This window comes from Sulfuricurvum sp. (assembly GCF_023250475.1).
GTDB lineage: Bacteria > Campylobacterota > Campylobacteria > Campylobacterales > Sulfurimonadaceae > Sulfuricurvum.
In genome coordinates, this window is record NZ_JAHFAQ010000103.1 from 1 (window position 1) to 7,823 (window position 7,823).

Sequence of the window (7,823 nt, forward strand, 5' to 3'; positions counted from 1 at the left end):
TCTCTAGCAAAAAAAGAGCCTCTTCGCTCCCTCGTCCAAAAATATAGGGATCACCGCTTTTGAGCCGTGCGACGCTATATCCCTGACCGGCGTAATCGGCTATCAGGAGGTTAATCCTCTCTTGGCTGATACTGTGGTTGTCTTTTGGTTTTCCCACATAAATTTTACGTGTTTCTGCGGGGATCAAATCCAAAATCTCTTTGGGTATGAGATTATCGTATAAGACGATCTGGGCTTCTCGGATAATCCGATAAGCTTTGAGTGTCAACTGTTCTACATCTCCAAGGCCGCAACCCACGAGATAGACGTCCCCTTTTCTCGCCGAAAACGAGTGATTGGTTTCGGCTGAAGTCGGTTGTATAATTTTTGTCATTCGAGCCTCTTTATCGATTTTTTAATAGCCTCCAGCAATGCATCGATATCGTCTATCTCCTGCGAATAATGGATACTAATACGCAACCATCCCGGCCGCTCTTGGAAGGGTGTATCATCTTCCAGTCCTAATAAATCATGTCCGTAAGGGCCTGCACATGAACATCCTGCCCGTGTTTGAAACCCTTTTGATTCGGAGAGAACCGCACACAATGCGTACGGGTCGACTCCCTTAACGTTAAACGAAACAATCCCGATATTTTCAGCCTTTCGGCATCCGTAACAGGTCGATCCTTCAATCTCCTTCAGCCCTTCGACAAAACGTGCATATAGGCTTTTTTTTCGAGAAGTAATCCACTCGAAGCCAAGTTCATTGCGAAGCTGATACGCCAATGCGGCACGAATAAGCTGTAATATCCCCGGGGTTCCCGCATCTTCACGATCTTCAACGCCATCTACAAAAAAATGGCTGGTTCGGCTGACATAGCGTACCGTTCCCCCACCGGCAAAGGTAGGTTTGGCATCCGCTTCGAACAGGTTTTTTCGCACCGCCAACAAACCGCACGATCCCGGACCGCCCAAAAGCTTATGGGGAGAATAAAACATCGCATCGTACAGTTCGCACGGAATATTGATATACGGCGACGAGGCCGCCGCATCAAAGCAGACAATAGCCCCGTAACGTCGGAGTATCGCCGATATTTCTGCATACGGGGTAATCGTCCCGGTCACATTGGATGCAATGCAAAACGATCCGATAAGCTCACGGTTCAGGTTCGCTTTCAAAATCTCTTCAAGCTGCTCCAGGTCGACCAGCCCTTTGGCATTCAATCCGACACGAACCGTTTCGCAGAGTGCCTCCCGATAGCTGATCTCGTTGGAATGATGCTCATACGGCCCGACAATCACCAATGGCAATTCATAGCTCGGCGGCAAGGAGTGGTAACGTGCACGAGTCGCCGGGGGGATATAAAGTCCCAGTATCTCCTGAAGCCGTTTAACCGCTCCCGTAGCACCGCATCCGCAAGGCATTAGCGCGAAAGAGCTGTCCAGCCCCAATAACATCTTTAAATGCTCTCTCGCCTGACGATAATAACGATCCGTTCGAGCGGCCATTGAAGCCTCTTTCGAATGGGTATTCGCATACGTCTCCAGTACTTCGTGAATACGAGCTTCGATCGGCTCGTAGGCGAGACCGGACGCGGTAAAATCGAAATAGGTTTTTTTATGGACTCCGATCGTATTGCGAACTATCTGTTCAAATTTATCTCTTTTTTCAAGTAATGGACGAAACAGTAGGTTCATGTGCGTATTTCTCCCATAAAAAATTTCCAAAATTACTGCTGTTGCTCGCCTCAAACGTATGAATCAATGACTCAATCAACGGTGCAACTTCATCTGCGGCAACTTTTACTCCTGTTTTGATCGCAAAACGGCTCGATTCACCTTCAAGATGTCCTCCGACGATCAGATCAAATCCCTTGAGACGTTCATCGTCCCGTTTCACAATGGCTCCCACGAATCCCAGATCGACGATATGGGGATGCGCACACGAATTCGGACAGCCGTTAATACTGATACTGACCGGTTCCTCAAAGTCGGGAAATCGTTGTTTAAGATACTCCACCACTTCGATTGCAAAATCTTTGGTCTCACTCACTGCAAACTTACAAAAATTCAGTCCCGTACACGCCAACGTCCGCGCTTCGAAAACCGACGGATGGGGGTGAAATCCCACAGCGTTTAATGTATCGATCATCGGCTCCGTCGCATCGGTATGTACGTTTAAAATCACAAAATTTTGCGTCGTTGTGAGGGTGATCCCCTCCGCTTTATACAAATCGAGAATACGTCCGAGTTTCAACAGTTTCTCTCCGTTTATCCGACCGCTGGTGAGGGCACAACCGATGGTATTGTACCCTTTGCGTACCGTAGCTCCGACGCCAAAATGGCTGCGTCTGGGATAGGGGGTAAAAGGTGCTCCGTCATACCGCTCCAACTCGACACGCGACTCTTTTTCCAGTGCACTCACAAAACGCTCAACGCCCCATTCCTCGACCAAATGTCCCAAACGGGCTTTGTTTCGATTATCACGCCGACCAAAATCTCGATAGATACGAGCCACTGCTTCGGCAATTTTGACAATGTCGCGCCGTTTCACGTAGCCGATATGATCGGCAATACGACGATTACTCGCCTGTCCTCCTCCGACACTAACACTGAAGCGAAGTTCGTCACCGTTTTTAACGGCCGTAAATGCCAAATCCTGTACTTCATGCTGGATACAATGTTTATTGCATCCGCTGACCCCGATTTTAAACTTTCGAGGCAAATTCGAAAAATCGTGATTCCCCCGATAAAGATTATTCAACGCCAAAACCACATCACGAACATCATCAATCTGATCGTGATCGATCCCGTTTACCGGACAGCTGACAATATTACGAGGACAGTCTCCGGATGCTCCGAGGACACTTAACCCCACAATAGAAAGCCGTTCCAAAATTTCAGGCAAGTCTTCGATTTTAAGCCAGTGAAACTGAATATCCTGACGTGTCGTGATATCACCGCTTTCGCGGGCGAATTGAACCGATATTTCACCTAATACTTCAATCTGTTTGGCGTTTATGTATCCGCCGTCAAGTTTGACACGAAGCATGAAATACTGTGTCTCATCCTCCGCAGCCTGCAGATTACGATTTTGGGTATATATTCCGTACCATTTAAAACGATCGATATCTTCAGGATCAATCACTTCGCCGGTTTGGGCATATCGGTAGATGTCGGAAATAACATCCAATCCATCTTTTTCACGTTTTATACGCTCTACTCTCTCAGCTTTTGTTTCACTAGCCATAACCTATTCCTTAAATGATTGTTGCGGCATTCCAATGCGGAAAATGCCGCCTTACAAGAGCATTTAGCTCAACTTCAAATGCAGTCGCACTGCTCTGCACCGCTCTAACCGAATCTTTACTTTGGGTAATCATCCCCGCAGCCACCGTATTGTTGCTAATCTTGTCGATAAGGATAAATCCCCCCATCTCTCGATTCTCTTCGTAAAGATCAAATGCAATCGACTCCGCCAAATTCAAACGAACCGATCCGATATCGTTCAGCCCTAACTGAGTGGCTTGGTGTTTTTCTTGCGTATTGACATCGACTCGATAGTCGATCCCCTCGACATACACTGTCGTTACGCTGGATCCGCGTTTAAATAAAAAGCTTTTCCCTGTTGAGAATTTTTCCTCATCCATCCATACCACGTTTGCGGTAATCGCATCGCTTTGTTCAATGGTATCACCCGTTTTAATCAAAACATTTCCGCGGCTAATATCGATCTCTTCATTCAATGTCAGCGTTACCGCATCACCGGTAGAAGCCGATTCCAGATTACCGTCATACGTCACGATCTCTTTAACCGTAGCCTCTTTCAGCGAAGGATAGGTTGTAATCCGTTCACCGACACGTATTGTCCCGGAGGCAATCGTTCCAGCGAATCCTCTGAAATCAAGATTCGGCCGATTGACGTATTGCACCACCATTCGAAACGGCGCATCCGCCGCCGCAGAAGCGAGAGGAACCCCCTCAAGGATCTCCATTAACGTTTCTCCACTATACCATGGACTGCGTTCACTTCTGGTAACCACATTATCGCCATCCAGTGCCGATAGAGGAACCGAATAGATTCCGCTGATTCCCAACTCGTTAGCAAACGCTCTGTACTCGGTATTGATCTTGTCATAAACCGCTTGATCGAAATTGACCAAATCCATTTTATTGATGGCAACAACGACATTGCGTATCCCCAAAAGACGGACGATATACGAATGTCTGCGTGTCTGCGTCACGATCCCGTAGCGCGCATCGATCAGGATGATCGCCAAATCAGCCGTTGAGGCACCGGTCGCCATGTTACGGGTATACTGCTCATGCCCCGGGGTATCCGCGATGATAAACTTGCGCTTGTCGGTCGAAAAGTAGCGATACGCCACATCGATCGTAATCCCCTGCTCCCGCTCGCTCTGCAATCCGTCCACCAGAAGTGCCAAATCGATTTTATCCCCCGTCGTCCCCGACTTTTTACTGTCGTTTTTTATGGTTTCGAGCTGATCTTCAAAAATCATTTTTGAATCGTGCAGCAATCGTCCGATCAGGGTGCTTTTACCGTCATCAACACTTCCGCAGGTGATAAAGCGGAGCAACTCTTTGTGTTCTTGTTCTTTAAGATAGCCCTCAATATTGGTGGCTATCAAATCGCCTTGATGTGCCATTAAAAATATCCTTCAATTTTTTTCTTTTCCATGGATCCCGAACTGTCGGCATCGATCAGACGCCCTTGACGTTCTGACGTTTTGGTTAACAGCATCTCTTGGATGATATCCGGCAAGGTTACCGCATCGCTCTCTACCGCTCCGGTCAGAGGATAGCACCCCAGTGTTCGGAAACGGACGTTTTCGATTGAAGGAACTTCACCCTCTTTAAACGGAAAGCGATCATCATCGACCATGATTTTTACCCCGTCACGCTCAACGACCGGACGCGGTGCCGAATAGTAAAGCGGAACAATCGGTATCTCTTCGAGGTAAATGTATTGCCAGATATCCAGCTCCGTCCAGTTGGAGAGAGGAAATACCCGTATACTTTCACCTTTATGAATTCGCCCGTTGTAGATATTCCACAACTCCGGACGCTGATTTTTCGGATTCCATCGGTGGTTTTTATCCCGGAACGAATAGATCCGCTCTTTGGCCCGGCTTTTCTCTTCATCCCGTCGGGCTCCGCCGAATACCGCATCAAACTCATAATAATTGAGCGCCTGTTTCAGTCCCTCGGTTTTCATCACATCGGTATGCACCGCACTGCCGTGGGTAAACGGACTGATATTCTGTGCAATTCCGTCGGGATTCACATGGGTTAGCAACGTTAATCCCAACTCTTTAATCCGACGATCGCGAAATTCGATCATCTCTTTAAACTTCCATGTCGTATCGACATGCAACAGCGGAAACGGCAGCTTTGCCGGATAAAATGCTTTAATCGCCAGATGGAGCATCACCGATGAATCTTTGCCGATCGAATAAAGCATCGCGGGATTATCAAATTCCGCGACCACTTCACGCATAATATGGATTGATTCAGCTTCTAATGCTTTCAAATGTGTTTTTCTCTCTTGAGATATCATGGTTCGCCCCTTTTTCACCTTTTTCTATCAAATAAAAATAGCCCAATCGGCCAACTCTGTGCGATGCGAATACTCGTCATCTTTTAATAATCCGTCCAAAATATCCAACAAAAATTTCATTGTCAGTTCCCTCTTCTATGGAGTCCGCACTCCTTGTGCTCAGGATTTTCCCACCACCATCTTCCGGCGCGGATATCTTCTCCCTCACCTATCGCTCTTGTACACGGCGCACATCCGATACTCGGATACCCTTGTGTGTGCAATACGTTATAAGGGACTTTATTCGTTTTGATATAGTCCCATACCTGATCTTCATCCCACTCGATGAGAGGATTTAATTTAATAAGCCCGTTAGCCTCATCCCATTCGATAAGCTGCATCGTTTCTCGTGTCGGAGACTGTGCACGGCGCAATCCCGTTATCCACACATCCAGACCGCTAAGCGCTCTGCGAAGCGGTTCCATTTTTCGCACCTGACAGCACGTTTTTCGGTTTTCAACACTCATCCGAAATCCGTTAATCCCCTGCGTCTGATACAGCGCTTCAACAGCGGCTCCATCAGGACAATAGACCTCTACATTGATCCCGTATTTTTGATTCGTCTGATCCATCACGGTATAGGTCTCTTCAGGTAACCGTCCCGTATCCAGTGTAAAAATCTTTGCCGTTGAATCAATCTTCAAAATAGTGTCGGTTAATACCTGATCTTCGGCTCCGTAACTCGATGCCAACGCAATCCGCCCTTTATGAGCTTCTAAAAAATAAGTTATTAATGATTCAACTGATTCGTTTTTAAATCGTTGATTCAATACATCCAGATCGATGCTCATCTACTCTCCTAAATTTGGTAGTCGTTTTCAACCACTTTAATCCGGCCAAAATTTGTTTTATCCCAGGCTCTTTCATGAAAATAGTATAAAACCATCTTTGTCAGCACTTCGACCGATCCGATTGATACGGCCATCACTAAATTTCCTGTAATAAAGTAAGAGACGACCATTGTATCGATTGTCCCTACCGTTCGCCATGAGATCGCCTTGATAATACTTCTATAGTGTTTGTCTTTCATTAGCATCCTTCCTCATAACGTTCCTCATGCACTTTCAGTCGGAAATTCATACAGTTCTGTACTCAAATACCGCTCACCGGTATCGCACAAAATCGTTACGATCGTTTTCCCTTTATTTTCAGGACGATCCGCAACTTTTTTTGCGGCAGCTACGTTGGCACCGGATGATATTCCGACCAAAAGCCCCTCTGTTTTAGCAATCGTTCGTGCCGTCTCAATCGCTTCGGCATTGGTTATCCGTACAATCTCATCGTAAACATCTCGATTAAGGACTTGCGGAATAAATCCGGCTCCGATCCCCTGAATTTTATGAGGACCTGATCCCTCACCCGATAAAACAGCTGAAGCATCGGGTTCAACCGCAATAATCTGGATATCGGGATTGTACTTTTTAAGCACTTCTCCGACACCGGTGATTGTTCCGCCCGTCCCTATCGCCGCAACGAAAATATCGATTTTTCCGTCCGTATCTCTCCAAATCTCTTCCGCCGTCGTTTGACGATGGATTTGGGGATTATCCGGATTATTAAATTGTTGCAAAACAACCGATCCCGGTATTGATTGACCGAGTTCTATCGCTTTCTCAACCGCTCCGCCCATCCCTTTTTCAGGTGCGGTCAAAACGATCTCTGCCCCAAGGGCCGCCAAAAGACGTCTCCGTTCCAAACTCATGGAACTCGGCATTGTCAAAATCAACTTTAATCCCAAACTTGCGGCGACACTCGCTAAAGCAATCCCCGTATTCCCGCTTGTCGGCTCGATAATAACACTCTCATCAGTGATCTCCCCGCGCTGCAGGGCTTGGAGGATCATGTTGCATCCGATCCGGTCTTTGACCGAACCCGACGGATTCATAAATTCACATTTTCCTATTACCGTCGTCGATTCTTCTGAAAAATGGTTTAACGTAATGAGCGGCGTATTCCCGATCAATTCCGTAACATTGGCTGCAATCTTCATGTTCACTCCTTTCACTTGATGAGATTTCATAATGAAATGAACTCTCATTCATCTTTTAACTGGAGAAATTATACGCCGAAAAAATTTGATTGTCAAGTATTTCTACCAAATTAGTATGGTTTATTAAAAAATTGACATGAACACCCCTATTTTAGGCAGTTTTTAAATACTGTAAAAAATAGGGATTTAGAGAGAAAATAGGTATGTCAAGTAATTCAGTAGGGTTTATTCTTCAAA

At 46.4% G+C, this 7,823-nt stretch carries 8 protein-coding genes; all 8 read right to left on the minus strand.

The window, feature by feature from the left end:
- On the minus strand, positions 1 to 373 hold a 373-nt coding region (locus Q0C19_RS09370; protein WP_295055379.1), incomplete at its 3' end, for an SAM-dependent methyltransferase.
- Positions 370 to 1,677, minus strand: coding sequence for an aminotransferase class V-fold PLP-dependent enzyme (locus Q0C19_RS09375; RefSeq protein WP_295055381.1), 1,308 nt, complete (start codon positions 1,675 to 1,677; stop codon positions 370 to 372). The genes Q0C19_RS09370 and Q0C19_RS09375, both read right to left, overlap by 4 nt.
- Complete coding sequence (locus Q0C19_RS09380) at positions 1,649 to 3,229, minus strand: nitrite/sulfite reductase (protein WP_295055383.1); 1,581 nt, start codon at positions 3,227 to 3,229, stop codon at positions 1,649 to 1,651. Before Q0C19_RS09380 ends, Q0C19_RS09375 begins: the two co-directional genes overlap by 29 nt.
- Before the next feature lie 10 nt (positions 3,230 to 3,239).
- Positions 3,240 to 4,646 (minus strand): sulfate adenylyltransferase subunit CysN, encoded by a 1,407-nt coding sequence (gene cysN / locus Q0C19_RS09385; protein WP_295055385.1) that lies wholly within the window; start codon positions 4,644 to 4,646, stop codon positions 3,240 to 3,242.
- Positions 4,646 to 5,557 (minus strand): sulfate adenylyltransferase subunit CysD, encoded by a 912-nt coding sequence (cysD, locus tag Q0C19_RS09390; protein WP_295055387.1) that lies wholly within the window; start codon positions 5,555 to 5,557, stop codon positions 4,646 to 4,648. The genes cysN and cysD overlap by 1 nt, the downstream gene beginning before the upstream one ends.
- A gap of 122 nt (positions 5,558 to 5,679) precedes the next feature.
- Complete coding sequence (locus tag Q0C19_RS09395; protein WP_295055389.1) at positions 5,680 to 6,387, minus strand: phosphoadenylyl-sulfate reductase; 708 nt, start codon at positions 6,385 to 6,387, stop codon at positions 5,680 to 5,682.
- 8 nt (positions 6,388 to 6,395) lie between these two features.
- Entirely contained in the window at positions 6,396 to 6,626 is a 231-nt protein-coding gene (locus Q0C19_RS09400) for a DUF2061 domain-containing protein (RefSeq protein WP_295055390.1), read from the minus strand.
- A 24-nt stretch (positions 6,627 to 6,650) separates the two neighbouring features.
- Positions 6,651 to 7,586, minus strand: a complete 936-nt coding sequence (cysK, locus tag Q0C19_RS09405; RefSeq protein ID WP_295055392.1) for a cysteine synthase A — start codon at positions 7,584 to 7,586, stop codon at positions 6,651 to 6,653.
- Positions 7,587 to 7,823: the final 237 nt, after the last annotated feature.